General features: G+C 44.5%; 25 protein-coding genes, 1 other RNA gene and 1 other annotated feature. Of the genes, 6 read left to right on the top strand and 20 right to left on the bottom strand.

Annotated elements, in window-relative coordinates:
- Window positions 1–271 precede the first annotated feature (271 nt).
- From ffs to V7R88_RS02555, 3 genes are all read right to left on the bottom strand, one after another.
- Window positions 272–358: signal recognition particle sRNA small type (gene ffs, locus V7R88_RS02565), an RNA gene on the bottom strand.
- A 53-nt stretch (window positions 359–411) separates the two neighbouring features.
- Window positions 412–918 carry a tRNA adenosine(34) deaminase TadA gene (gene tadA, locus V7R88_RS02560; protein ID WP_003640954.1) on the bottom strand — a complete coding sequence of 169 codons (507 nt, stop codon included), beginning with the start codon at window positions 916–918 and terminating at the stop codon, window positions 412–414.
- 2 nt (window positions 919–920) lie between these two features.
- Entirely contained in the window at window positions 921–1529 is a 609-nt protein-coding gene (locus tag V7R88_RS02555; RefSeq protein ID WP_003640953.1) for a class I SAM-dependent methyltransferase, read from the bottom strand.
- 222 nt (window positions 1530–1751) lie between these two features.
- Here V7R88_RS02555 and V7R88_RS02550 point away from each other — a divergent pair, with 222 nt between their 5' ends.
- From V7R88_RS02550 to V7R88_RS02535, 4 genes are all read left to right on the top strand, one after another.
- Window positions 1752–1982 (top strand): redoxin NrdH, encoded by a 231-nt coding sequence (locus V7R88_RS02550; protein ID WP_063732271.1) that lies wholly within the window; start codon window positions 1752–1754, stop codon window positions 1980–1982.
- Between the two features lie 138 nt (window positions 1983–2120).
- Window positions 2121–4286: a class 1b ribonucleoside-diphosphate reductase subunit alpha gene (gene nrdE / locus V7R88_RS02545; RefSeq protein ID WP_338816390.1), complete on the top strand. Its 2166-nt coding sequence runs from the start codon at window positions 2121–2123 to the stop codon at window positions 4284–4286.
- Window positions 4287–4313: 27 nt separating this feature from the next.
- Window positions 4314–5324, top strand: coding sequence for a class 1b ribonucleoside-diphosphate reductase subunit beta (gene nrdF, locus V7R88_RS02540; protein WP_003640950.1), 1011 nt, complete (start codon window positions 4314–4316; stop codon window positions 5322–5324).
- 81 nt (window positions 5325–5405) lie between these two features.
- On the top strand, window positions 5406–5981 hold the full coding sequence (locus V7R88_RS02535) for a TIGR00730 family Rossman fold protein (protein ID WP_003643936.1): 576 nt from the start codon (window positions 5406–5408) through the stop codon (window positions 5979–5981).
- A gap of 174 nt (window positions 5982–6155) precedes the next feature.
- On the opposite strand, the gene mprF is transcribed toward V7R88_RS02535, so the two are convergent.
- Window positions 6156–8759 (bottom strand): bifunctional lysylphosphatidylglycerol flippase/synthetase MprF, encoded by a 2604-nt coding sequence (mprF, locus tag V7R88_RS02530; RefSeq protein ID WP_003640948.1) that lies wholly within the window; start codon window positions 8757–8759, stop codon window positions 6156–6158.
- Window positions 8760–9062: 303 nt separating this feature from the next.
- On the opposite strand from mprF, the gene V7R88_RS02525 reads away from it, so the two are divergent.
- Together V7R88_RS02525 and V7R88_RS02520 are read left to right on the top strand one after the other, a co-directional pair.
- Window positions 9063–9731, top strand: coding sequence for a hypothetical protein (locus V7R88_RS02525; protein ID WP_063732270.1), 669 nt, complete (start codon window positions 9063–9065; stop codon window positions 9729–9731).
- 12 nt (window positions 9732–9743) lie between these two features.
- Window positions 9744–10721 (top strand): DNA/RNA non-specific endonuclease, encoded by a 978-nt coding sequence (locus tag V7R88_RS02520; protein WP_338816389.1) that lies wholly within the window; start codon window positions 9744–9746, stop codon window positions 10719–10721.
- 360 nt (window positions 10722–11081) lie between these two features.
- On the opposite strand, the gene rplL is transcribed toward V7R88_RS02520, so the two are convergent.
- The 16 genes from rplL to radA form a co-directional block, all read right to left on the bottom strand.
- Entirely contained in the window at window positions 11082–11450 is a 369-nt protein-coding gene (rplL, locus tag V7R88_RS02515; protein ID WP_003637775.1) for a 50S ribosomal protein L7/L12, read from the bottom strand.
- 61 nt (window positions 11451–11511) lie between these two features.
- Window positions 11512–12015 (bottom strand): 50S ribosomal protein L10, encoded by a 504-nt coding sequence (gene rplJ, locus V7R88_RS02510; RefSeq protein ID WP_003643933.1) that lies wholly within the window; start codon window positions 12013–12015, stop codon window positions 11512–11514.
- 29 nt (window positions 12016–12044) lie between these two features.
- Window positions 12045–12158 (bottom strand) — a sequence feature (ribosomal protein L10 leader region).
- A gap of 55 nt (window positions 12159–12213) precedes the next feature.
- The gene (gene rplA, locus V7R88_RS02505; RefSeq protein ID WP_003640943.1) at window positions 12214–12903 is read right to left on the bottom strand and encodes a 50S ribosomal protein L1; all 690 of its coding nucleotides are present in this window, start codon (window positions 12901–12903) and stop codon (window positions 12214–12216) included.
- 100 nt (window positions 12904–13003) lie between these two features.
- Window positions 13004–13429: a 50S ribosomal protein L11 gene (gene rplK, locus V7R88_RS02500; RefSeq protein ID WP_003640942.1), complete on the bottom strand. Its 426-nt coding sequence runs from the start codon at window positions 13427–13429 to the stop codon at window positions 13004–13006.
- Between the two features lie 101 nt (window positions 13430–13530).
- Window positions 13531–14418 (bottom strand): alpha/beta hydrolase, encoded by an 888-nt coding sequence (locus tag V7R88_RS02495; RefSeq protein WP_003640941.1) that lies wholly within the window; start codon window positions 14416–14418, stop codon window positions 13531–13533.
- Window positions 14419–14445: 27 nt separating this feature from the next.
- Window positions 14446–14994 (bottom strand): transcription termination/antitermination protein NusG, encoded by a 549-nt coding sequence (nusG, locus tag V7R88_RS02490; protein WP_003643932.1) that lies wholly within the window; start codon window positions 14992–14994, stop codon window positions 14446–14448.
- Window positions 14995–15098: 104 nt separating this feature from the next.
- Window positions 15099–15284: a preprotein translocase subunit SecE gene (secE, locus tag V7R88_RS02485; protein WP_003640939.1), complete on the bottom strand. Its 186-nt coding sequence runs from the start codon at window positions 15282–15284 to the stop codon at window positions 15099–15101.
- 11 nt (window positions 15285–15295) lie between these two features.
- Window positions 15296–15445: a 50S ribosomal protein L33 gene (gene rpmG / locus V7R88_RS02480; RefSeq protein WP_003637768.1), complete on the bottom strand. Its 150-nt coding sequence runs from the start codon at window positions 15443–15445 to the stop codon at window positions 15296–15298.
- 61 nt (window positions 15446–15506) lie between these two features.
- On the bottom strand, window positions 15507–16070 hold the full coding sequence (locus V7R88_RS02475) for a sigma-70 family RNA polymerase sigma factor (RefSeq protein WP_338816388.1): 564 nt from the start codon (window positions 16068–16070) through the stop codon (window positions 15507–15509).
- A gap of 558 nt (window positions 16071–16628) precedes the next feature.
- A complete protein-coding gene (locus V7R88_RS02470) occupies window positions 16629–17177 on the bottom strand; it encodes an NYN domain-containing protein (protein WP_338816387.1) in 549 nt (182 codons plus the stop codon).
- A gap of 1 nt (window position 17178) precedes the next feature.
- The gene (gene rlmB / locus V7R88_RS02465) at window positions 17179–17964 is read right to left on the bottom strand and encodes a 23S rRNA (guanosine(2251)-2'-O)-methyltransferase RlmB (RefSeq protein ID WP_003640935.1); all 786 of its coding nucleotides are present in this window, start codon (window positions 17962–17964) and stop codon (window positions 17179–17181) included.
- Window positions 17936–18346, bottom strand: a complete 411-nt coding sequence (locus V7R88_RS02460) for a Mini-ribonuclease 3 (protein WP_338816385.1) — start codon at window positions 18344–18346, stop codon at window positions 17936–17938. Before V7R88_RS02460 ends, rlmB begins: the two co-directional genes overlap by 29 nt.
- 1 nt (window position 18347) lies before the next feature.
- Complete coding sequence (gene cysS, locus V7R88_RS02455) at window positions 18348–19760, bottom strand: cysteine--tRNA ligase (protein ID WP_003644975.1); 1413 nt, start codon at window positions 19758–19760, stop codon at window positions 18348–18350.
- Window positions 19761–20037: 277 nt separating this feature from the next.
- Window positions 20038–21528, bottom strand: a complete 1491-nt coding sequence (gltX, locus tag V7R88_RS02450; RefSeq protein ID WP_003640932.1) for a glutamate--tRNA ligase — start codon at window positions 21526–21528, stop codon at window positions 20038–20040.
- 325 nt (window positions 21529–21853) lie between these two features.
- A complete protein-coding gene (locus tag V7R88_RS02445) occupies window positions 21854–23029 on the bottom strand; it encodes a PIN/TRAM domain-containing protein (protein WP_003640931.1) in 1176 nt (391 codons plus the stop codon).
- Window positions 23030–23044: 15 nt separating this feature from the next.
- Window positions 23045–24424 (bottom strand): DNA repair protein RadA, encoded by a 1380-nt coding sequence (radA, locus tag V7R88_RS02440; protein ID WP_003643928.1) that lies wholly within the window; start codon window positions 24422–24424, stop codon window positions 23045–23047.
- Window positions 24425–25086 lie beyond the last annotated feature (662 nt).

Genomic DNA, 25086 nt, shown 5'->3' with positions numbered 1-25086 from the left:
AGTGTCAGTTATGCAAATTAAGCATCTAAGCGCACTTGCCAACGAGTCGATGCCCAGGCCTTTAACCACCTTTGTTAGGCGTTTGGTTATTCCTTCAACAAGCAGTGGCTTTAACTATCAGCCTGAAAAGCATCACCCAAATAACGTATTACTACTATAATAATAGGTAAATAAAAATAAACCAACCTATCAGCACGTTCAAAACTAGCACTCAATATTTAATTTAAATAAAAAGCTCTCAACCGAATGGCTAAGAGCTGTTACATTTCATAAAAACAAAAGGCACAAGATGAAGCAAACTTAGTGCTGCTTCCTTCCGGACCTGACACGATTCGTAAATCCACCCTTGCCTTTTGGCCTTGCGGCAAATACTATAATACATGATTTGCGCCACAATTACCAGCCATCGGCCTAATTTTTTTCAGCAGCTTCACGTCGTGCTTTTTTAGCCGCCTTTTTCCGTTTACGAATCCCACGGAAGAAGTTTTCCAACATCTCGCCGGCCGGACGTGCCAAGATGCGTTCATGAACCGTTACTTGATGATTTAACCGGGTATCATCCATCACCTGATACAAACTACGAACGGCGCCAGCCTTGGGATCACGGGCACCAAAGTAGAGTTCAGGTAGCCGTGCATTAATAATAGCCCCACTACACATCAAACATGGTTCCAAGGTGACATATAGCTGACAATCGGCTAATCGCCAACTATGCAAATATTCGCAAGCTTCCTGAATCGCAATAATTTCCGCGTGCATCGTTGCATCCTGACCATGCTCCCGTAAATTGTGACCACGGCCAATAATTTCACCCTGGTGAACGATCACGGCCCCAATCGGCACTTCGCCAATTAAGTAGGCCATCCGCGCTTCATGTAATGCTTCTTGCATCCAGTCTTCCGCTGTTGGTTCCGTCACGACTATCCCTCCTTTACACTTTGTAGGATGTAATACCCTTTGTCCTTCTTAATCACCTGACAATTACCAAAGGTCGTTTGCATCAATTTCTTCGCAGATGGTGCGCCCTGCTTTTTCTGTAAAACGACGGTGAGTGTTCCACCAACGACTAGCCGTGAAACGGCCCCCGTTAACATCGCATCCACCACTGCCTTACCTGCGCGCACCGGTGGGTTGGTGACAATCGCCGCGTAATTAGTCGCGGTGACTTGTTGATAGACATCAGACGTAAAAATATTAGTATTCGTAATTTGATTCAAAGCAACATTTTTACGCGCTAAGCTTAGCGCTAACTCGTTCACATCGACCATATCAACCGTTCGTTCGGGTGATTGATACGCGAGCGCCATCCCAATGGGACCATATCCGGTTCCCAAATCTAGCATTGGGCCCGCTGGCAAATCAGTTGGATCAAACGCTGCAAGTAGTGTTCGTGAGCCGTAATCCACGGTACGCTTGGAGAAGACACCGTTGTCCGTCGTAAATTTAAACGAGTGATTAAAAATTTCAAAATTCCATTGCTTTTCATCATGCACAATATCCGGATTGTGTGTATAATAATAGTTGGTCATATTTATTTTCCTCTAAATTTCTGGTCTATATCTATGATAACTGATTCAGCGAGTGAACCACAAATAATTTAAAAAACTTTTTAGTCGGTTAAAAGCTGACACTAACACAACATCTAGGGCTTGTGATTTTTACCACACCCTAGATGTTGTGTTTTTTGATTGTTTTTTTCACCACATGTTGTATACTAAATTTATCAGAAAAACGAGTTAGGATGATGAAAAATGAAAAAAGTTACTGTATTTACTAAAAACAACTGCATGCAATGCAAGATGACTAAGAAGTTCCTCACGGCGCACAATATTGCCTTTGAAGAGAAGAACATCAATACGAATCCTGAATACGTCGATTACCTGAAGAGTCAAGGTTTCCATGCTGTTCCGGTCGTTGAAATCAATGGCGAAGACAGCATTGCCGGCTTCCGTCCTGATGCTTTAAAACAATTAGCTGTTTAGTTTGTTCACGCTTTTTTGCGTGGTTACATAGCTGGTTTACCCTTTAAAATATGATAAACGACCCACAATCATCAACCTACTGATTGTGGGTCGTCGATTTTGCCAGCCACAATTATACTGATAGAAAGAGGATTCCTTATGACCTTAAAAGATTTAAAAGACGTCACGTATTACGACTTAAATAATGAGATCAATATTCCCGTTAACAATCAGATTCCGCTCAACAAGGATCAGGAGGCACTTGCCGCTTTCCTTGAACAAAATGTTGAACCGAACACGATGAAATTTGATAGTCTTAAGGCGCGCTTTGACTACCTACGTGAACACGACTATTTGGAAACCCCTGCCATTGATAAGTATGATTTTAGCTTTATCGAAAAACTTTACGATTACTTGCGGTCGCAAGACTTCCACTTCAAGACGTTTATGGCGGCTTACAAATTTTATGCCCAATACGCCTTAAAGACGGATGATGGCGACTATTACTTGGAAAACTTTATTGACCGTGTGGCAATGAACGCCCTCTACTTTGCTGATGGTAATGAAGACTTGGCGATGGACCTGGCCGACGAAATCGTTCACCAACGTTATCAACCAGCCACCCCCAGTTTTCTCAATGCTGGCCGGGCCCGGCGTGGTGAATTGATTTCTTGCTTCTTGATTCAATCGACCGATGATATGAACTCAATCGGCCGGACGATTAACTCCGCGTTACAACTTTCTCGGATCGGTGGCGGGGTCGGTATTAACCTCAGCAACTTACGGGGTGCCGGTGATCCAATCAAGCATATCGATGGCGCTGCTAGTGGGGTCGTACCCGTCATGAAATTATTAGAAGACAGTTTCTCCTACTCTAACCAATTAGGTCAACGTCAAGGTGCCGGGGTCGTTTACCTTAGTGTCTTTCATCCAGATATTATTGCCTTTCTTTCTGCTAAGAAGGAAAACGCCGACGAAAAGATTCGGCTCAAGACGCTTTCACTCGGTGTCACCGTACCCGACAAGTTTTACGAGTTGATCAAGGCTGACGCTGATATGTATCTCTTCAGCCCTTACGGCGTTGAACGCGAATACGGGGTACCGTTCTCATATGTCGATATCACCAAAGAATACGACAATATGGTCAAGAACCCGAACATCCGTAAAACTAAGATCAAGGCGCGTGACCTTGAAAATGAAATCAGCAAGTTACAACAAGAATCTGGCTACCCATACGTCGTCAACATTGATACCGCGAACCGCGAAAATCCTATCGACGGTAAAATCGTGATGAGTAACTTGTGCTCAGAAGTGATGCAAGTGCAAACCCCATCATTAATTGATGACCAACAACAGTATGAGAAGTTGGGAACTGATATTAGTTGTAACCTTGGTTCGACTAACATTGTTAACTTAATGACCTCTCCAGACTTTGGACATTCTGTTGAAGCCATGGTGCGCGCGTTAACTTTTGTTACTGACCACTCTAACGTCGACGTCGTTCCTTCCATCCAAAAAGGGAACCGTCAAGCCCATACTATTGGGTTAGGTGCCATGGGGCTCCATGCCTTTTTCGCGAAGAATCAGATGGAATACGGCAGTAAAGAAGCCGTTGACTTTACCAATATCTACTTCTTACTCTTAAACTACTGGACCTTAAAAGCTTCTAACGAAATTGCGCGTGAACGTCACGAAACCTTCGTTAACTTTGAAAAATCCAAGTATGCCGATGGTTCTTACTTTGACAAGTACACCACCCAAGATTGGCAACCAAAATATGACAAGACCGCTGCACTGTTTGACGGTATCTTCATTCCAACCAAAGCTGATTGGGAAGCCCTCAAAGAATCCGTTATGCGTGATGGTCTCTATCATCAAAACCGGATGGCTGTCGCCCCAAATGGGTCAATCTCGTACATCAACGATACGACTGCCAGCCTACACCCAATCATCAACCGGGTCGAAGAACGACAAGAAAAGAAAATTGGTAAGATTTATTATCCCGCTCCTTACCTATCTAATGATACAATTAACTATTATAAGTCAGCATACGATACTGATATGCGTAAAGTTATCGATGTCTATGCGGCTGCTCAACAACACGTTGACCAAGGAATGAGCTTGACCCTCTTCATGCGGTCAACTATTCCAGCTGGCTTATACGAATGGAAAGATGGTCGCACTGATAAGATGACCACGCGGGACTTAAACATTTTACGGAACTACGCCTACCGCAAAGGGATCAAATCGATTTATTATATTCGGACCTTTACGGACGACGATGGCGAAGTCGGTGTTAACGAATGTGAAAGCTGCGTAATTTAGTATCTTAGATCTCTAGGAGGATAACAAATGGCAACAGACTTGGCTTACTACCAAAAACTGCTCAGTAATGGCAACTATAAGGCAATTAACTGGGATCGAGTTTCAGATGCAATTGATAAAAGTACTTGGGAAAAGTTAACCGAACAATTTTGGTTAGACACCCGGATTCCAGTTTCCAACGACATGGCAGACTGGCGTGAATTAGATGATGATCACCGGTGGGTCGTGGGACACGTTTTCGGCGGTTTGACGCTGCTGGATACGTTACAATCACAAGACGGTCTGCAAGCACTTCGCCGCAACGTCTTAACTTCACATGAAACGGCCGTATTGAATAACATCCAGTTCATGGAATCCGTTCATGCAAAGAGTTATTCAACAATTTTTGAAACATTGAATACGCCGGACGAAATTAATGAAATTTTTGACTGGAGTGACAGTGAAGAATTCTTGCAAGCAAAAGCCCAATGGATCTACAAGCTTTACGATAACATCGACGAAGATCCATTGAAGCAAAAAGTTGCGAACGTCTTTTTGGAAACTTTCCTGTTCTATTCTGGTTTCTATACGCCACTGTACTACTTGGGCCACAACCAATTGCCAAACGTTGCCGAAATCATTAAATTGATTTTGCGGGACGAAAGTGTCCATGGCACTTACATTGGTTATAAGTTCCAATTAGGCTTCAAAGACCGTTCTGAAAAGCAGCAGGCAGAATTTAAAGACTGGATGTTCGATTTCTTATACAAACTCTATGAGAATGAAGAAAACTACATTCATTTAGTTTACGATCAAATTGGTTGGTCTGATGAAGTCTTAACTTTTAGTCGTTATAACGCCAACAAAGCCTTGATGAATCTCGGCCAAGATGCCCTCTTCCCAGATACTGCGGAAGACGTTAACCCGGTCGTCATGAACGGGATTTCAACGGGGACTTCTAACCATGACTTCTTCTCACAAGTTGGGAATGGTTACCGCTTGGGTCAAGTTGAAGCAATGCAAGACACCGACTACGATATTGGTAATCCAGACGATTAATCAACACGTTAGTTCACAAAAATGCGGCGCCTATCCGGGCCGCATTTTTGCTAGAAAATTTTATCTTGGGGGTAGTTTAGAATGGCAATTCATAATATCTGTGTTTTTTGTGGGTCTAATTCTGGTTTAGATCCCGCATTTAGTGAGAAAACGGTGGCACTCGGTCAATACTTGGCCGCTAATGATTACCAACTCGTCTATGGCGGTGGCGACCATGGTTTAATGGGGAAAGTCGCCAAAGCAACTATGGATGCTGGTGGCCGCGTTATCGGGATCATCCCGCATTTTCTGGTCGCAAGAGAACTTGCATTTAAGGACGTCACGACTTTTATCGAAACGCGCACGATGACCGAACGCAAGGAAAAGATGCTTCACCTCGCTGACGCCTTTATCGTTTTACCTGGCGGGTTTGGCACCTTTGAAGAATTCTTACAAATGTTATCTTGGAGTCAAATGGATATTCACCAAAAGCCGATTGCGCTCTACAACATCGACGGCTTCTACGACGATCTAGTCGCCATGCTACAAAAGACCGCTGATTTAGGGTTTGCCCCCGAGGCTAACCTCGACCTATTCATTAATGGGCATGATCTTGATGAAATTTTCGCTGGTTTCCATGATTTCAAACATGTGTTACCGCCTAAGTATACGAACTAAATAATCTAGCCTACGCAAAACAGCTCTAGTGCTTCTGCCACAATTAGTTCAGCCCTCATCATATTAGTCGGCTGAATTCTAAAGTCATCATAAAATGCCCCATCATTGCTTCTCGCAGTGATGGGGCATTTTGCTATGTCATTAACGATACTTACTTTATGACATACTATTCAGTTATTTCAATCGTTTCAACAACCATACTGGCCGGTGCCGCTCAGACTTGTGCACCCGGGTATTAACGACTTGTAGCAATTGTAAAATGGTGAAGATTAGTGAATTACGTTTTCGGTACGCAATGTACTTCGGTTCCCACTCAGTCACATACTTCTCTTTGTACGACCGTAATCCCTGAAAACCATATAACTGGTAGCCATATTCGTAAATTAAATGAGCAATTTTTTCTTGAATAAAACTGTAGCGTGAAACCCCTACACCGGATAATGGTGCCATTCCCATATTGAAATAAGCATAGCCATCGTCACGCGCCTGTTCAAATAGGTGCACAAAGACCGTGTCCATAATGCCGGATGGCGCCGATTTGCTTGACCGCATTAAGTCAATTGAAGTCGTCTGATGATTTCCCTGCGGCATAATATTCGCAAATGCGACAATTCGGTGGTCAGGATCATAAACGACCGCTACGGGTGCCTGATTGAGATACTGCTCATCAAAAAATCCGAGCGAGAATCCTTTTTCCGTCTCACCTGCTAACCAACTATCCGAAACGGCTCGTAATTCAGCCATAACGTCGGCACTGAACGGTGGCTGCAAGATGGCAAACTCATAGTGATCACGGGTAAACTTATTCATTAGGGCCCGCTCACCCCGTAGCCGTTTACCAGCCAAACTAAAGTCTGCCAATTTAACGTGCCCTTCTTCACCAGTTTTGATAAAGTCAAAGCCCATTTCGTGTAGGCGCATCGTCAGCATCTCACTAATTTCGTAAAAGACTAGCGAGCAACCGTCACTATCTGCGTCATCCAATAACTGTTCCAAGGCAGCTTGTAATACCGCTTGATTACCGAATGGCTCTCCCATAATAATCAGTTTATCAGCCTTCTGCTGGTATAAGAAGATCAGTTGATCGACCCCATCGACTTGATAGTAATATGCTAACTTATCATTCAAATAAGCCAAGTGTGAGATTTCATTGCCGCCATAAGTTTCAATCACTTGTTTGACCCGAGCCGCATCCATCTTTTGACGCAATCGGGCGTTATAGCCACTCGCAAAGTAGCGGTACATAATAATCAAAATCATTGCCGCTAAGACTAACCCAATCACCCCAAATAACCAGAGCTTTTGTGATGGGAAGAACAGAGCTTCAGGAACCGCATGCCGATGATGAATTTGGGGCGCGTTATAGACCCCCACAATCGTATACAAGATAAAGGTCACCACATACACGCAGCTAACCCACAACGTTTGCCCCCACGAAAAAGCCAACCGATCACGATAATAAGCATGCCGCGACAAAGCCACTAGCGCTAGAATCACAATCAAGAAAATCACAAATTTCATCGAAATTGCATCATAAACGACGAGCCAGCGAATCGTATTCAAAATTGCAATCAGCAGGACAATCACCGTTGGCCAAAAAGCTTTTTTGACCCGGCCAGCAGTTCCCAACGCCACCCCAATCAGTAAGAAGGCCATAATAATACTGCTGGCCTGATTAATAAAGAAAAAGGTGTACGGATAAAACTGTAAGAAGAGTTTATTGTTATATGCAAAGTTAGGGACCGTTGACATTAACAACATCAGAAAACCAGAAAAATAGAGAAAAACCGTCAGTACCATCTGAGCAACACGTTGTAATGCCTGCTTAGGAATACCCGCTAAGCGCACGTTTAAGCGATGGCCGGTGTCATGGATGAATAAGACCAACCCGATGGCAAACGGGATAATATAGTAGAATAACCGGTAAAATAAGAGCCATGCGACTGCGTCTGGTCGAGAAACTCCGACCGCACCGAGGCCAAAAATCATGAAAACGTCGAATGACCCAATACCACCGGGTACCATTGACACTTCACCGACAACCGAAGCAATCACGAATAACGGCACGACCGCTGCAAAATCAATGGGTAATCCCATAAAGTTTCCAATTAATAAGAAGAACAGCACACAGCCAGTCCATTCACCAAACGACCCACTCAATAACCGAACGACGTTGCCGAGCGTAAGGCCATCGAAGAATTCCGAATCGTTGACTCGTGTAAAAATAAAGATGGCTGGAAAATACAGTGCACCACCGACGAGCCAGATCCAGTAACTGCCATACATGTTCCCAATGCCAAAGCCATAGACTAGTACGAGTGAAATCATACAATATAATGACAATCCCGAAACTAAAAACAAAGCGATCTTGGAAATGGCAAACACGATTTGTTTCTTAGTGGCTTCGCGATTATAAAAGTTAGCACGCAGTGAGGCGCCCAGCACGCCCCCAAAACCACCGATATTCGTAAATGTATTGGTGATCCATCCAGCTTTTAAGATATAGCCAAGTGAATAGTGGTTGGGTAAAAACTTTGTAATCATGACGTCATACGTCAGCATTGGTGTCACTGCGATAATACCAATCACGACCATGCTCAACAGATGCCACCAGCTTTGCGAAGCAAGCGCATTCGCCAACTGCGCGCCACTGACTTCCTTCGCAATTTTGCCGACTTCCGTAATCACAAATAACAGGACAGAGAATACAAATAATGCTTTGATGATCCCCATGCGTTTATTGAGTGCCGTCCCGATTTTCTGTAACGTTGCCTTCAAAAAAATTCCCCCATTGGTGTGTTTGTTCTATTATCGCAATCTTAGCCTGTTTATACAACCGTTATAGGTCGTTAATAACCCCCACAGGTCTGATTTGTCGCCGTATTAAGCTATGAACATTTTAAATACCTGTTACTAAATTGTTCCGAATGGGTGTTAGTAGTTAGCACTAATTATGATTAATTATCGAAATTAATACCAGCATAAACCAATATTAATTGATTTTTAGTTGCCAAACTTGCTTTGCCAACCTTTACCGTTTATGTATAATTAAAGTGATACATAAACAAGGAGGAATTTCTTATGCACCATGCAAAAAAACTCGTCGTTGCACTAACGAGTCTACTCATCTTAACCGGCTGTACCACTGGTAATCAACAAGCCGCCAACCATACCAGTGTCAAAACCAAGACGGTTCGGGTTGAGAAACGGACTGCTGCTAATAAAGCCGCCTGGGCAAAAGCAAGGGCCGCTAGTCGGGCTAACGCGGCCTCAGCCAAAGCTCTTAGTTCAAACACGACCCAACTCGCAATTGCAACTAGTCAGGCTAAGCGTCAATCCGAACAACTAAAAGCAAAACATGACGACGCAATAGCATCATCAAAATCAGCGTCACAGGCTGCCGCCAAATCAGCTGCTAGTGAAGCGGCCGCACAATCACGCTCCCAGTCAGAAGCCCAGTCCGCTTCGGCCGTCGCAGCCGCTAGCCAATCTAAGCAAGCGGTCAAGGCCAGCAGTCAAGCAGCTGCTCAAAGTCAACAAACTCAAACTAGTACCGCAACCACGAGTCGGCAGAATAATTTTTCTGGCGATACCGATACCGCCCAAACTGGACGTATCGTGGGTAACCGCAATTCCAAAATTTATCACGTTGAAACGGGGCAAAACTACCGGATGGCCGGTAAAAATGCCGTTTACTTTAGTACGGAAGACGCAGCGCGGGCCGCTGGTTTCCGTAAGTCATTTCGATAGGAGGATCACTTCATGGCATTGATCGGCACCATCTTATTATTTGCAACCCTGTACTGGTTCTGGCGCTTACATCGGCGCTACCGTGGGCGTCAATGGTGGCGGCATAGTTGGCCGGCCATTATCGCATTGCTCGTCAGCTTTAGTATTCTCGGCACATCTGATGAATCCACTCAGCCAACTGTGAAAACAAAGACCGTTACTAAGACACACTTAGTAACGGCTAATAATGACAAGCAATTGACGGCACTTCAGGCTGCCAATCGTGCTTCTGCTAGCAGCTTAAAGCAGGCTGTGAAAAAACTTTCGAGTAGTCAACAACATATTGACAAACTCAAGGTTACGAACAAGCAATCTGGTGCAACTTCGACAACAGCACCAACCAAGGTCAATTCTGACCATAATCCAAGTAACACTACGTTGGCTAGTAAAACTTACAACGGTCAACAAACGATCACGATTAATCAGAATCAGCCCGCATTTACCGCTAAGGAGCTCAGTACGAGTCAGGGTGCCTGGCAACAATATGGCAATTTAGACTCACTTAACCGGGTGACGGCTGCTAATGCCCTCTTAAATCAGTCACTGATGCCCAAAGCTGAACGTGAGGCCTTGAATGTTCGACCAACTGGTTGGCATAACAAACGCATCAGTAGCGGTTGGCTTTACAACCGCAGTCATCTGATTGGCTATCAATTAACGGGGCAGAACAACAATATCAAGAACCTCATGACCGGAACCCGTTCTTTGAATGACCCTGAAATGACGACCTATGAAAACCAAGTTGCGGCCTATTTGAAAGAAAGTCCGAAAAACTACGTCCGCTATCAAGTGACCCCCATTTTCAAAGGTAACGAACTGTTAGCCCGCGGTGTTCAAATGCGTGGTCAGTCAGTTGGTAGCAATACTGTTAGTTTTAATGTCTATATTTTCAATATCCAGCCCGGTATGACCTTGAACTATACTGATGGCACTAGTCAGGTCAGTCACTAACGATCATTGATCATCGTATTCAGCCTATCACGCAGCAGCCACAAAAGTGATAGTGCCCTGTCGACCAGAAGTTCAACCCAAGTGAAATTTTAAAACAAGCCCAACAGACGTACTATGCGACGTTCTGTTGGGCTTGTTTTGACTTGCTTAATCCAATACGGTTACGCCTCTAACGCCAAGTCACCGTAATCATACGGTGGTTGATATCAAATTGCACTAACACTTAGCCTAAGTATAAATTCTCAGTAATCGTTATATGCGTGGTCATGCACGTGATTCGCACCAACGCCACATCCAGAGATAAAAAAAACCACACCCCATAGTAGGGTGTGGTCTGATGACGTTCCGTTAAGTAAATAATTACTTAAGGGTAACGACACCACCAACTTCTTCAAGCTTAGCTTTCATATCGTTGGCTTCGTCTTCTGAAACGCCTTCTTTGATGATTGAAGGTACGTTATCAACAAGACCCTTAGCATCTTTCAAGCCAAGACCAGTGATATCACGAACGGCCTTAATAGCCTTAACCTTTTGGTCACCGGATTCAGTTAATTCAACATCGTATGAATCCTTAGCAGCGGCAGCGTCGCCACCAGCAGCACCGGCAACAGCAACAGGGGCTGAAGCTGAGACATCGAATTCTTCTTCGATAGCCTTAACTAAGTCGTTTAAATCTGAGATTGAAGCTTCTTTTAATGAGTCGATAATAGCATCTTTATCAAAAGCCATTTTTTGTTCCTCCATTTTATATGAACTTATATTTTAGTTTTTTTAACACACTGACAGCAAATTAAGCTGCGTCTTCGTCGCCTTTTTCAGCAACCGCCTTAACAGCGTATGCAACGTTACGAACAGGTGCTTGTAACAAGTTGGCGATCGTAGCCAATAATTCTTCACGTGATGGCATCGTAGCGTATTCTTGAACAGTTTCAAGATCAGCAACTTTACCTTCGATCACGCCACCCTTTAATTGAAGGGCATCAGCGGTCTTCGCGAAGTTAGCCAAGATCTTTGCAGGAGCAACTGGGTCTTCTTCAGAGAAGGCAACGGCAGTAGGACCAGCAAATACAGGTTTTAAGTCTTCAAATCCGGCCTTATCAGCGGCACGCACCATGATCTTGTTCTTGATAACGCGCATCTTAACACCGGCTTCACGTAATTGCTTACGTAAATCAGTTACTTGTTCAACAGTCAAACCACGGTAATCAACAACAATGGCTGATACTGAGCTCTTCAATTGTTCTGCAACTTCTTCGACTTCTTGTGCTTTAACAGCAATTGTTTCTTTACTCAACAGATTCACCTCCCAGAATTTTGGTTCAGGGATTTATAAAAAAATCCCTATGTCCACCAAGACATAGAGAAAAAACAATGTCCTCGGCAGGTAGATTAAGGCCGTTAAGCCGCCTGAGTCTTAGGTAGAGATATTACTTAACCTCTAGTAATCTATCACAGATCACCCACGGGGTCAATTGTTTTCAGAATTTAATCCTTAAAATGATGCTAAATCAACACGTACCGCTGGGGTAAAGGTTGAAGTAACAACTAAGTTTTGGATGAAAGTCCCACGTACTGAGGCTGGACGAGCTTTCACGATGGTGTCTTCAATGGTCTTGAAGTTACCAACTAACTTGTCAGTATCGAATGATACCTTGCCAACAGGAACGTGAACGTTACCGTCACGGTCAGTCCGGTAAGTCACCTTACCAGCTTTTGAATCGTTAACGGCTTTAGCAACGTCCATCGTAACCGTACCAGTCTTAGGGTTAGGCATTAAGCCTTTAGGTCCAAGAACCCGACCTAAACGACCAACTTGGGCCATCATGTCAGGGGTAGCGATTGCGACATCAAAGTCTAACCAACCGTCTTGGATCTTCTGAACTAAATCAGTTTCACCAACAAAGTCAGCACCGGCTTCTTCAGCTTCTTTAGCCTTGTCACCCTTAGCAAAAACGATAACGGTTTGATCTTTACCGGTACCATTAGGAAGGACAACCGCGCCACGAAGTTGTTGGTCGGCTTGCTTTGTATCAACGTTTAATTTGAAGGCAACTTCAACAGTTGCATCAAACTTTGCGAAATCCATTTTTTTAACCAAGTCTACCGCTTCAGTTACATCGTAAGCTTTGTCACGATCAACGAGCTTAGCGGCGTCTTGGTATTGTTTACTTTTCTTTGCCATCTAAGTGTTTTCCTCCTTGCAAATGTGGTTCAAACGGAGATTTCCTCCCACTTGACACATTCATTTTGATGAAGTGTCCGACATACTCAACAGTACTGAATTAGCCTTCGACGGTGAATCCCATACTCCGAGCAGTACCTTCGATCATGCGCATAGCTGCTTCAACGTCAGCTGCGTTTAGATCTTGCATTTTAGTTTCGGCGATTTGCTTAACTTGATCTTTGGTTACAGTTGCAACCTTCTTCGTGTTAGGTTCACCGGAACCACTTTCAACACCGGCAGCTTTCTTCAATAGAACGGCAGCAGGTGGGGTCTTAGTGATGAAGTCGAATGAACGATCTTCGTACACCGTAATCACAACAGGGATGATCATACCTGCTTGATCAGCAGTACGAGCATTGAAATCCTTTGTGAAACCCATGATATTGATACCTGCTTGACCTAAAGCTGGGCCAACTGGCGGAGCAGGTGTTGCTTTGCCCGCAGGAATTTGTAATTTAACAACGTTAGCTACTTTTTTAGCCACGAGACATTCCTCCTTAGTCCGTGATGTGGTAAATGGAGCTGAGTTTTTGCTCCTCCCACGTAAACGTGCATATGTGACGCACAGACATCATTGTAGCATATCTATTTTTCACCAGCAACCTTTTTTGTGGCTTCTGGATATAAAAACTGGACGATTTGGCGATCAACTTCATAGTTTTCATGTAATCGTGAATGGCGGGCATTCTTACCATGTACCACAAATTCTTGATACTGGTCACGCGTTGGCCGCAGTAAAAAGCGCAATGACAACGCACTATTCAGAGCGACAGCACCATCACTTTGCGCCGCATCGCCAATGTTACCCGCAATATTCAAATACGAAATCGTGTTTGGCAATCGTTGGAGCGTTCGCAAAAAATAATTATAAACGGGCGTAGTCTTAGTTGGTCCGGTCGCCGTCAACGGGTGGTTTTCAATCGGATACGTATTTTGCCCGACCTCACTATCATTAAACGGCGCACCAATTGTGACAACCTTGCGGACTTCCGGTAAATTGACCAGTTTGGCAGCTGTCGTCAAGTATTGAAAGAGCACCACACCACCCATCGAATGAGCGACTAAATTGATCGTCTGAACGTGCTCATGCGCAATCAAATACTGCACAACTGCCAAGACGCCCGCCGCCTGTTGCCGTACAGCAACGCGTGGCGTGGCAAAAATCAACTGTACCATTGGGCGGTAAGCGTCTAGCTCACCAGTCACATGGGGATGATTATGTCGATCAATCATTACGACTAATGACTTATTGGCGATGCCACCGGCCGTAAAGCGTTGTAGCATGCCACCAAAAGAGAACCGGTTGCCCGCATACCCTGGAATAAATAGCGTCACGGCGCTATCATCTGCTGAATTAGCCGACACCGACTGCCGCAAATGCTGCGGTCGCCCGTATTGCCAAAATTTAAAGGTGATACGCCCCAAAATACCGAGCACTAAGGCGCCGATGATGACTAAAATTACTTCTGCCAAGATGGTCCACCAGCTTACTTAAATTAATTACCGAATCTGATCAACTTGATCGAAGTCCAATTCAGTACTTGTTTCCCGACCGAACATATTGATATTAACCTTGAGCTTCATCTTTTCGTTGTCAATTTCAGTAATTTCACCAGAAAGGCCAGAGAAAGCGCCATCGATGATGGTAACTTGTTCGCCAACTTCAACGTCCAATTCGGTATGCCGAGCACTCATGCCTAGTTGATGCAAGATTTGTTCCGCTTCTTCAGGCAACAATGGCGTTGGTTTACTACCTTGCCCATGTGATCCTAAGAACCCAGTAACACCTGGCGTATTCCGAACAATATACCAAGCTTGGTCCGTCATGACCATCTCAACCAAAACGTAACCAGGGAAGATCTTCTTCATTTCAACTTTGTCTTTCCCATTCTTGACTTCATGAGCTTCTTCTTCGGGAACAACGACCCGGAAAATATTGTCTTCCATTCCCATAGATTGAATACGGGATTCCAAGTTAGAACTAACCTTATTTTCATAACCAGCGTAGGTATGTAAGACATACCATCTTTTCTCAACAGACTCGACCATTATTATTCTCCTTTAAAATGTCTTTTGGCAAAATAAAAAAACCTCGTTTGCACGAAGTTTTCTTTCAATGCCATTATTATAACAAAAATTTGTTCAAAAAGCCATTAATGCCAGCTTGTTAACATTTGTAATAATAATTGGATAATCCAATCAAATAAAGCGAAAAACGCCACGAAGAACAGTGATGTTGAGACAACTGTCCACGAATCACGACGATTTTCCCGCCAAGTTGGCCAGGTCACTTTTTTCATTTCGTGTCCAACTTGACCAAAAAATTTAAATAAGCGCATATCTAATCCCCCTACCGCGTTTCACGATGAAGTGTGTGTTTACCACAATATTTACAAAATTTCTTAACTTCTAAGCGGTCAGTTCGATTCGGGTTAGCATCAATCGTGTAGTTCCGCGAACCACAAACGGTACATGCCAGTGCAACTTTTTTCTGTGCCATCGACAAAACCTCCATAATAAATCAGGTATAACATTAGCATGGAACTTTTCGAATGTCAATTTCAGGCAGCGTCTTGTAAAAAGTCACGCATCTTCTTGCGGCACCGATCCGTGGCGTTGATCACTTGATCAACTTTCACTTGCCGACTCGATGCGATTCGTTCTGGCGATTGCCCTGCTAGTAGATCCGCAAAAACCAATCCTTCAAATGTTGAACAGATTGTGGGAAAAGTCCGCACCCGCTCACGAACATGCACCACCTCTAGAGTTGACGCCCTTACCGTCTGAATATTGCACAAGAGATCCTCATCATTAACATCCAGTGATAAGATATCCCCTTCCGGACGGCGCTTGCGAGCCTGTGACCGGCGAATATGATCAATAATCTGATTACTCAATAGCACCCGGTAATAGGTACCAAAGCTACACTGCCGTAGCCGTTGATACTTCTGGGCCGCTCGATAAACGGCAATTCGACCTTCTTGGAGCCAATCGTCCTCGTCAAAGTTGCGGACATAGTACTGCCGCCGCAACCGCCAAACAACCGGGACGTACTGCTGGGCTAATGCATTAATGCTTGCATCATCACCATCCGCTGCTAAGTGGATCAATTGCTGTTCATTCACGTGACATTCCTCGCTTCTGACTAGTTTTCAGAAACTGCACCCCTGAGCATCTGTAATGCTACTATACCGGGTTAATCATGCCGTCACAAGCGAACGAACGTTTCAATTCAGCCATCTCATCACTCACAGAAATCCCGTTATACCGGGTTATCAAAACTAACACGGTTGGTCCATTCAGCAATCTAATAGTGCCATATCGCACTAATTATTAGTAATATCAAAATATCACTAACGCCACAGACAAGCACGATCAACTTAAGCCCGCTGGCGACGAGTACACGCGTGCGCTGAAGTTGCAAGCAGCCACTGCGCTGTCTAATCAGCCGATTAATGCAATCACCATTAGTATCGCCAGTGCAAGCTCCGGTAACACCAAAACGGTTATGACAAGCCATCCTGACATCCGGTGAACGGTAGCTGAACTGGGTGCATTGAATCACCGGACATTTTCGTACCGCAACTGCTTTCAAGCCTTAAATTGTCACCGGTTATCTTTTGGAAAATTTAAATATTAATATGACGCTTCGAACACAACTCACGCTCGCAGCAACCACCTAATTACGACTTGTGATGATGTTTAACGTGATTGCGTTCTAGTTGTTGGCGGTACTGATCCAAGGCCGATAATTGATCCTCATTCCAGGGTGATTTACGAACGGCACCTAAATCCTGGGTGCGCACGGCAGTATGACGCACATCTTTCAGCGCAGTCTTGACGCGGTGTCGTAATTCCAAGGCTGGTACTCGTAATGCACCTTCTGAAAAGATGACCCATTGTTCTGCCTGGTCACTAGTCGCAACCGTCACTTGAAGTACTCGCGATTGCTTTTCACCCGCGTACTTTTCGATATAACTGTCAGCGGTCTGGTCTTTACTCGTCCAAATAATCTCAAGATCAGCTTGGCGATAACTCTTAGAATTACCCGGAACGTACATCGCATCAAAAACCAGGCTAATATTAAGGCCCGTAATTTTTTTATACTCAGTCAACATGCTAATTAACTCGTCACGAGCTTGCGGCAACCGGTCCGCTTGTTTTAAATGATTGAGTTCTGGCCAGTTGCCAATCATATTGTAAGCATCGACAATCAATAATTGTTGTTTCATCTTATTTTCCCAGTGGATGCCGGGACGTGTAGCCTTGATAAATCAGAAGGCTGGCCGCCACACTGGCATTCAAACTTTGAACATGACCAATCATTGGAATGGTCAACATTTCGTCCACACTCTTCTTAAGTAATGGTGAAATTCCCTTACCTTCATTACCAATAATCAAACCAACGGCACCGGAAGCATCCCACTGTCGGTAGTCCGTCCCGTTCATATCAGTCCCAAAGATCCACAGACCGGCTTCTTGCAATTGTTTAACCGTTTGAACCAAGTTCGTCACCCGCGCAACTTTCACGTGTTCGATAGCCCCCGTTGACGTCTTGGCAACCGTACTGGTTAACCCCACGGCGCGCCGTTTCGGAATAATGATGCCATGGGCGCCAGCTGCATCGGCCGTCCGCATAATCGAACCTAAGTTATGGGGATCTTCGATATTATCCAAGATCAAGAAAAATGGCGCTTCATTCTTAGCCTTAGCAACAGCAAATAAATCATCAATGGTGGCATATTCAAAAGCAGCCACCCCCACAGCTACCCCCTGATGGTTGGCGTTGTCGGTTAAACGGTCTAACTTTTGTTTCGGCACGTACTGTACGATCAAATTACGTTTCTTCGCAATCTTGGCAATGTCATTCAGTACATCGGCCTGTAGACCGCTTTGAATAAAGACTTTGTTGATCTGTTGATCACTCTTGATTGCTGCCATGGCGGGGTGCCGCCCAATTACAAAGTCAGCTGCTGTTTGGTCTTGTTCGTTATTTGACACTGGAAACCCTCCCTTCATCAACTTGTTTAATACACCACTGTGCCAGTTCTGCAATTCGTTCCGCCTGCTGAGTCAATTGTAAATACCCAAAAACGGCTTCAAAACCGGTTGAGATCCGGTAAGTGACGACATCGGTATGTTTGGCCGACGTATGACTCTTGGCATTCCGTCCACGCTTAAAAACGTCCACTTCAGTTGGCGTTAAAACTTCTTCGGCCTGCATCCGTTCGATCAGTGCCGCTTGCGCTTTGGCTGAAACATAGTGGGTCGCGTGGTGGTGCAACTTAGTGGCCTTAGTATAACCACTTTCAATCAAATGTTGGCGAATAAACGGTTCATACACCGCGTCACCGAGGTACGCGAGTGCAATCCCGTTTAATTGTTGATAATCAACTTGCATATTATTCCTTTCTAAACCGCACACCCTGAGGCGTATCTTCTAAAATAATCCCCTGAGCTTTCAAATCATCACGAATCTGGTCGGCCTTAGCAAAATCCTTAGCTTTACGAGCAGCTTCTCGTTCATCGATCAGTGCTTGAATCGCGTCATCAGCCAGCGTCGCATTGGCCGTTTCAAAAGTGACGCCGAAGACGCCAGTCAACTGCACTAATGCCTTCTGTAAGGCAATCAACGTCTCTTTTTGAACCGTTGCCTTGGCTGCATAGACATTGGCTAACTTAGCTAATTCATACACAGCAGCCACCCCGTTTTGAACATTGAAATCGTCATCCATTGCGGTTCCAAAGTTAGTGATGAGTGTCTGTAACTGTTCTGCCACCGCAGTATCCGTCCCGTTCGTCGCATCTTGCAACCGGAACGTGAGATTACGATAAGCATTACGTAACTTATCCAAGTTATTAGCTGCCTCGTCTAAGTTGGCCTGCGTATATTGAATCGGTCGCCGGTACTGGGTCGTCGCCATGAAGAACCGTAGCACTTGCGGATCAACCGTTTTAATAATATCGTGGACCGTCACAAAATTACCTAGTGACTTGCTCATCTTTTCGTTGTCATCGCCAACCGTCACAAAACCGTTGTGTAACCAATAATTGGCAAACGTCTTGCCGGTCTTCGCTTCACTCTGGGCAATTTCATTTTCATGATGTGGGAATTCAAGGTCCTGACCACCACCATGAATATCAAACGTATCGCCCAAGTACTTAGTAGACATGACCGAGCATTCAATATGCCAGCCGGGCCGACCCGCACCCCATGGCGATTCCCATGAAATTTCACCGGGCTTGGCTGCTTTCCAGAGTGCAAAGTCAATTGGATCTTCTTTACGATCGGTTTCTTCATCGGCAGTATGCTGACTGGCACCCACTTCTAAATCATCGATTCGCTGGTCAGATAACTGACCATACTTTTTAAACTTCCGTGCGCGGTAATATACGTCGCCAGCTGATTCGTAAGCATAGCCCTTTTCAATCAATGCTTGTACAAATGCAATGATTTCTGGGATATTCTCAGAGGCCCGCGGGTGAACCGTCGCTGGTTCAATATTGACCGCAGTCGTATCTTCCATAAAAGCTTTAATAAACCGGTCAGCAACTGCTGGTACCGTGGTGTGATCTTCAGCGGCACGTTTGATCAGCTTATCATCCACATCCGTGAAGTTGGAGACATAGTCAACGTGGTAACCGCAATATTCAAAATACCGTCGGATAGTATCAAAGGCAATTGCAGAACGCGCATTACCGATATGAATATAGTTATAAACGGTCGGCCCACAGACATACATTTTCACGACTCCGGGGGTGATAGGCTTGAACGGTTCTTTTTGACGCGTTAACGTATTAAAAACACTTAACATATTGGCGACAACTCCTTTCAATTGAATCATTACTTTTGATGATAGTTTACCATGTTTGAAACACAAATAAAAAGCATCCCTCGCACGGCGGAACCGAAACTCCACCATACAAAAGATACTTTCATATGCAGTCACGCGCCACTGGGTAACTTTCGCGATACTGAGATAACGCTCACCCGGGGACTAGCTTGCTGACCGCACGATGTATTAATTGCGTTGTCTTGCTGACGACGACCGCCACTTACGACAACCAACTAATATTTTAATAATCCATTCATTACTTGGCGAGTTCCGCAATCATAGCATCGAGATGCTTTTTGGTCGTTTCACGCCCTAATAATTCAATCGTTTCTGGTAATTCTGGCCCGTGCATTTCGTGAGAAACGGCGATCCGGATCGGCATGTATAGTGCCCGGCCCTTTATCTTCGTATCCTTTTGAATGCTCTTGATCGTCTTTTGAATTGCGGTTGCTTCGAAGACGTCAATATCTTCGATTCGTTGCCGGAATTCCTTCAAGACAGGGAGTGCCGTGTCATTATCAAGTTCGGCCTTAGCTTCATCATTGATATCAGCCGGACCATTGAAGAAGAGATCTGCTAAATCAACGATTTGACCAGTATAGCTCATCTGGTTCTTAAATAATGAAACCAACGTCCGTGTCCATTCAATCTGGCTCATATCTGGGCGTTGTGGTAACCGGCCAGCCTTGATCAATTGGCGAATTGACATTGCAAAGACTTCGTTTTCGTCAGCCTTCTTAATGTACTGGTTGTTCACCCATTCCAACTTCTTGCCATCAAAAGCTGCTGGTGACTTGCTCAACCGCTTTTCATCATACATTTTGATGAATTCGCGCTTACTGAACAATTCACTTTCGCCAACTGGTGACCATCCTAGTAGGATGATGAAGTTAAGCATTGCTTCTGGTAAGTAACCCAATTCACGGTATTGTTCGATAAATTGCAATACGGTTTCGTCACGCTTGCTTAACTTCTTACCGGTTTCGGTATTGATAATTAAGCTCATGTGACCAAACTTCGGTGGTTGCCAACCAAAGGCTTCATAAATCATCAATTGCTTAGGCGTGTTGGCAACGTGGTCATCACCACGGAAGACATGGCTAATTTCCATCATATGGTCATCAACAACCACCGCAAAGTTGTACGTTGGCATCCCGTCACGTTTCTTGATGACAAAGTCGCCACCAACCGTCTTGGATTCAAACGAAACTTTACCTTTAACCATGTCATCCCAAGCATAGGTCGTATTTTCTGGGACGTGGAAGCGAATAACGGGTTGGATACCAGCCGCCTTAGCAGCCGCGATCTTCGCCTGTTTTTCGTCTTCCGTCATGCCAGCAAATTCGTAGACGTAGTGTGGCATTTCCTTACGCGCTTTTTGAGCTTCACGTTGTGCCGACAATTCGTCTTCCGTCATGTAAGATTCGTAAGCTTTACCTTCATCAATTAATTGTTGAATCAACGGGTCATAGATTGATTTCCGTTCTGATTGACGGTAAGGGCCAAAGTCGCCACCCTTATCCGGACCTTCGTCCCAATCAATCCCTAACCACGTCAAATTGTCCATCTGACTCTTTTCACCGTCTTTAACATTCCGCTTTAAATCGGTGTCTTCAATCCGAAGAATGAACTTTCCCTTATTATGCCGGGCAAATAAATAGTTAAACAATGCAGTCCGAGCATTACCAATGTGTAAATGGCCAGTTGGACTTGGTGCGTAACGCACACGAATCTTGCTCTTTGCCAATGTGATTAACGCCTCTTTCGTATTTTTTCATCTTAAATGTTACGCCGGAACCTTTCTATCGACCAGAATATTCCGACTTTCACTTGCTTTTCCAGTTTACCATGTTTACCACTAAAAATTAAGGTTTCAGACTGAACCCATTGTAAAAATATCGAAACAGGCCCTAATCGTACACTAACAACATCCCGATTTATTGATAATGAGCATTAACCCTCCTATTTTGTTGCGATTCGGCCGCCTCCCTTACGACGTCCTGGATTAGTCATCATTGAACAAAAAAACGGTAGCCCCCATCAAATGAGTTGCTACCGTTGAATCGCTTAACCTAGTGCCGATTATCGCGATTATTATTTCGATTATTACTATGATTATTGTTGTGCTTATTATTTCCATCCGCATGATCCGGGATTCCGCGATTAGCGTGTGCTAAACGGGCAAAAATCATTCGACCAGCATCCGTTTGTAAGGCGCTCGTTACAACGACATCCACCTTTTCATTGATGTAAAACTTCCCATCTTCGACGACAACCATCGTCCCATCGTCCAAGTAACCGACCCCTTGTTGGCGTTCGCTACCATTTTTGACGACCATGACATTCATCTCTTCACCAGGAATAACCCGTGGTTTCAACGACTTAGCCAACTGATTAATATTGAGGACTTGTACGTTTTGGAACTCAATCACCTTATTCAAGTTGTAGTCATTCGTCACGATCACACCGTTGACTTTTTTAGCCAATTGAATGAGTTTACTATCAACTTCTGGAATATCCTCAAAATCGCCCTCGTACATTTCAACCGGGATAATATTTTCATTTTGTAGCTTATTTAAAATATCTAGCCCGCGACGACCCCGCACACGTTTAATACTATCAGCTGAATCCGCAATGTACTGTAATTCATACAAGACGAAGTTCGGTACTAACAGTGTTCCTTCTAAGAAACCAGTCTTGACAATGTCGTAAATCCGGCCGTCGATCAAGATGTTGGTATCTAGAATCTTATAATGATGATAGTTCTGATCTGGCTGAGCATCAGTAATCTCCGGACTTGTTTCCTTTTCACGACGGCGGAAGTTGAAAACTTTCCGCCACTCGTCGATCCGGGTAGTCCCGACTCGCGCACCAATGTAACCAAAAAACAACATCAAAATAATTGGGACGACCGTGTTCAATAGGAATAATGGACTACGATTAAATAATTGCGAAATCAGAACCGCGATCAATAACCCAATAATAAATCCGATACTGCCAAATAAAAGTGTCATTGGATTTTGCTTGGATAAGTTCTTTTCGACTCGATCCACCAGTCGTACAGCGGCATTGGCTAAGAACAATGACAAAACCCATAGAATCAGCGCCCCCAACAAAAAGTTGGTAAAAACGTTATTCAATAACACATTTGGTTGCGACAAAATTGTCGTCCACAAGAACGGCAGGTAAGTTAGTCCTAACGTACCCCCGACGACAATAAATACTAGTCGCACCGTTAACTTCTTCATGGCATCAGCCCCTTTTTAATAATTTGGTTGTTGTAATGCTAATTGGAGCGCTTCTTTTAGCGTGGCAACTCCAATTACTTCGATTCCAGTTGGGATATCCCAACCTTGCAGATTATTCTTAGGAATAAAGATACGTTTAAAACCTAGCTTAGCCGCCTCACCAACTCGTGATTCAATCCGGTTGACCCGCCGAATCTCACCAGTCAAACCGACTTCACCAACAAAACAGTCACTCGGACGAGTCTGCTGGTCACGATAACTAGAAGCCACACTGACCGCAATAGCTAAGTCAATCGCCGGTTCATCTAACTTAACGCCACCGGCCGCTTTCAAATACGCGTCCTGGTTCTGAAGCATTAGACTCGCCCGTTTTTCCAACACTGCCATAATCAAGGAGACTCGATTATGATCCAAGCCACTTGCGGTCCGCTTCGCATTACCAAAGACCGTTGGCGTTACCAGCGCTTGAACTTCTACTAAGATTGGTCGTGTTCCTTCCATTGAAACAACGATGGCGGAACCCGTAGCATCCTTCAGACGTTCTTCCAAGAAGATCTCTGAGGGATTGGCCACTTCATACAAACCGCCCGTTCGCATCTCAAATATTCCCAGTTCATTCGTTGACCCGAATCGATTCTTGACTGCCCGTAAAATGCGGTACGTATGATGTAAATCACCTTCAAAGTACAAAACGGTATCAACCATATGTTCTAAGATCTTAGGCCCCGCAATGGCACCACCCTTAGTCACATGACCCACAATAAAAATGGTAATGCCGTTAGTCTTCGCAATTTGCAGTAGTTCAGCCGTAATTTCACGGATTTGTGATACCGAACCAATCGCAGAGTCCATATCAGGTTCTTGCATCGTTTGTACCGAATCAATGACCACAAATTCTGGATGCGTCGATTCAATCGTTGAACGAATATTCGACATATCAGTCTCAGGATAAAGATAAAAGTCTTCACTGCTAACAGCCAACCGGTCCGCCCGCATCTTCACTTGGGAGGCACTTTCTTCACCAGTCACGTATAGGACGGAACCACCCGTCTCGGCCAATTGCCCCGAAACTTGCAGTAGCAACGTTGACTTGCCAATACCTGGATCACCACCGATCAAAACTAGTGAACCTGGCACAACGCCGCCACCTAAGACCCGGTTGAACTCTTTCAACTTAGTCTTGACACGCGGTGTCTTAGTCAGCGACACTTCTTTGAGTCGTTGTGGCTTAGCCGACTTACCCGCAAAGCTCACCCGCGACTTGCGGTCCGGTTTTGTATCAAAATGTTCTTCAGTTAGTGTATTCCATTCACCACAGTTCGGACACCGTCCTAAATATCGCGGTGTTGAATAACCACAGTTAGAACAAACAAACTGAGTTTTTGCTTTTGCCACGTACACACGTCTCCATTTCTCCGCCAACATATCAATTTAATGTTGGGTATTGGAATTTCTAAAATAATTACTTCATCCGCGTCACACTGTCATGATTCATGATTAAAACGTGCCGATTGTGTAAGTTCAAAAGCAGCCAGCTTAGGACCGCTGGAAACAGCTCGGGTTGGCGTAAACTTTTTTTGGTAGGTGCGTCCTACGCCGACCTCCAGGCATTTCTGCCAATTGCTGGAACGCGGTGGACACAGATTTAAGCCGAAAATCGCGTCTTAAATACTGGTCTTCCACTAACCAAGCACAAGACGCTTGCTAAGTGGAATTTCACCGCTGAGCATTGGCAGAAACGCCTTCCAGTCGGGACAGTGTTCGAATGGCGGACGAAGATGTACCCAACTTTTGATGAATTTGTCATTGTTTTTCATAAACAGTAATTTTGTCAGTCAACTGTCAGGGTGAAAATGATATTGGGATGTCTCACTATTCCTCAATCAACATAGTAATAATTGACCATCTCGACAAAGTGGTTCATACAACTCTAACGTTCGTTTAAAGTTCCAGTATCAAAATAGCCAACGACCAATTGTACCGAGTTAAGTGGTCGTTCATCAGCCATTCGAGCGGCTTACCGAAACGTGCTCGGTGCCACTGAAGCCTGTGCTTGC

The organism is Lactiplantibacillus argentoratensis (assembly GCF_037290055.1).
Lineage (GTDB): Bacteria > Bacillota > Bacilli > Lactobacillales > Lactobacillaceae > Lactiplantibacillus > Lactiplantibacillus plantarum.
Note: the sequence above shows the minus strand (reverse complement) of the source record. Positions and strands in the feature narration are given on the sequence as shown.